The organism is Nostoc cf. edaphicum LEGE 07299 (genome assembly GCF_015207245.1).
In the GTDB taxonomy this organism is placed as follows: Bacteria; Cyanobacteriota; Cyanobacteriia; order Cyanobacteriales; family Nostocaceae; genus Nostoc; species Nostoc edaphicum_B.
This window is the reverse complement of sequence record NZ_JADEXF010000994.1, coordinates 1-2612: the sequence shown is the minus strand read 5'-3', so window position 1 is coordinate 2612 and position 2612 is coordinate 1. Positions and strand designations below refer to the sequence as shown.

The 2612-nt window shown below is 41.3% G+C and carries 1 protein-coding gene and 1 pseudogene; both read left to right on the top strand.

The annotated features are described in order from the left end of the window. Window positions 1-81: 81 nt before the first annotated feature. Window positions 82-1377: pseudogene (locus IQ229_RS23540) on the top strand (IS4 family transposase); the annotation flags it as partial. Between the two features lie 42 nt (window positions 1378-1419). Then, window positions 1420-2612, top strand: a 1193-nt coding sequence (locus IQ229_RS24760; RefSeq protein ID WP_322744052.1) for a Calx-beta domain-containing protein, incomplete at its 3' end; no start/stop codon positions are given.

Below are 2612 nucleotides of genomic sequence, written 5' to 3'. Positions count from 1 at the left end.
GAATAAATTTGTCAAAAGTCGGTTTAATTCTTAGGTAAATTCAATTATCAGATGAGGTAATGAAAAATTTGGTTTACCGCCATGTCAAAGCGACCAAAAGTCAACTCTGACCACACACAACGACATCATACTCCGACTATAGATAATGAAGTCATCGCCAAACACTTAGAGGCTTTATTAACTCCAGCAGTTTATGCTCAACAAAAATATTATAAGCAGTTAAAATTACGAGATAGAATTCTGAATTTATCATTTATGGTAGCAGCAGTATTAACACTGTTGTGGCGACAAGTTCCTGGCGTTCAAGAGTTGAATCGTCTGTTAGCACGAGAAGGTTTATTATGGTGTCCTGTTACTAAAGTTGCCCAACAATCTCTTTCTGAAAGATTTTTAGTATTCCCATCTGAATTATTTGAGCGAGTATTTAAAGACTTATTGCCTCGGTTACAACTAAATTGGCAACAAAGACTCAGGCGACCACTACCAGATAGTGTTAAGCTTGCACTCCATAATTTTGAGCGAATTTGGATTGCTGATGGGTCAACCCTAGAAGCCTTATTTCGCAAGCTAAAAAGCCTAGAAGACCTAAAGACAGGACAGTTAGCCGGGAAAATTTGTACAGTTATTGATTTGGTAACTCGTTTACCCGTCGAAGTTTGGTTTCACACTAATCCAGCAGCATCAGACACTAATTTTGAAGCGGCATTTCTGAATTTACTACCTGCTAAAACTTTGGTTTTACTTGACAGAGGTTTTTATCATTTTCAATTCTTACAACAACTTATTAGCCAAGAAGTTCATTTTATTACACGTTTAAAAGCTAAAGCATCTATTAAATACTTAAAAATTTTTAGTTATGACCATTCCATTAAAGACCGATTGATTCAACTTGGTACTGTTCGTCGCGGCGCACCAGTCCTTACTTTACGTTTAATAGAAATTAAAGTTGGTAAAACCAGCTATTCTTACATTACTTCTGTCCTCGATCCACAAATATTACCTCCTTATGTCGTAGCAGATTTATATCGAAAAAGATGGAGAATTGAAGAAGCCTTTTACTCCGTAAAACGTTTATTGGGGCTATCTTATTTGTGGACTGGCTCTATTAATGGTGTCAAGTTGCAAGTGTGGGCTACTTGGCTCTTTTATGCCGTATTAGTTGACTTGGGAGATGCGGTAGCTGATGAATTATCTCTGCCATTTGACCGCATTTCTTTAGAGATGATTTTTCGTGGTTTGTACCATTTTAGTGTCGCCTATGACAAAGGTAAGGCGGATGACCCAATTAAGTACTTCGCTGCAAAAGAAAATCAAGATTTAGGAGTCGTCAAAGCGTTACGAAAGCCTGTCTCCAAGCTGGATTTATCGCCTTTTCCTGCACCATCTTGACAAAAGTGCAATTACGTTAACCTCTCACGGGTGCCCATAGTCGTCACCTTTGAGTCTGGAGAAACAAGCAAAACTGTCTCTATACCAATCACTGATGATACTTTAGTTGAGTCTTCTGAAAATATTCTACTTGCCTTGAGCAATCCCACTGGAGGTGCAGTAATTGGAACCCAAAGTATTGCAACCCTTACTATTGCAGACAACGATGTAGAATTAGCCTTTAGCAACACCAACTTCAGCATCAACGAAGATGGCACAGCGATCGCAGCAGTAACACTCACCCGTACAGGTCGCAGTACGGGAACAGTGGGAGCGACAATTAGCCTTAGTAATGGCACTGCACAATTCCCGACGGACTACGATAACACAGACATAACAGTTAACTTTGCCGATGGTGAGATTAGCAAAACTGTACTTATCCCCATCGTCAACGATACCTTACTAGAAAGCGCTGAAACAATCAATTTAGTTCTAGGCAACCCCACAGGTAATGCGACAATTGGCACGCAAAATACTGCTACCCTCACCATTGTCGATGATGATGTACAACTAGCTTTTAGCAACACCAACTTCAGCATCAACGAAGATGGCACGCCAATTGCCGCCGTTACCGTCATCCGTGCTGGTAGGAGCCGAGGTGCAGTTAGTGCCACGATTACACTTAGCAATGGTACTGCTATCTCCGGCAGTGACTATAACAACGCACCTATTCTTGTCAACTTTGCTGACGGTGAAATGACTAAGACCGTTGTAATTCCCATCGTTGACGACACAGTATATGAAAGCGATGAAACCATCAACCTCACCTTAAGCAATCCAACTGGTGGTGCAACTATTGTCACTCAAAGTACCGCTACTGTCACCATCAAAGAAAATGACACACCTCCTCCAATTACCCTTATCGGTACGCGCAACGATGATAACCTTGTTGGTGGAGATGGTAATGACCTCCTTGATGGTAAAGAAGGCAACGACACCTTAATTGGTGGTGCTGGTAACGATAACCTGATTGGCGGTACAGGCAATGATACCCTAGATGGCGGTACAGGCAATGATACCCTAGATGGCGGTACAGGCAATGACACCTATATTGTCGATAGTGCTGCTGATACCATCATTGAAAACGCCAGTAGTGGAACAGATACAGTTATCGCAGCCGTTGACTTTTCAATTGCTTTCCTTGCCAATGTCGAAAATTTAGTGCTGGTTAATAATGCGATCGC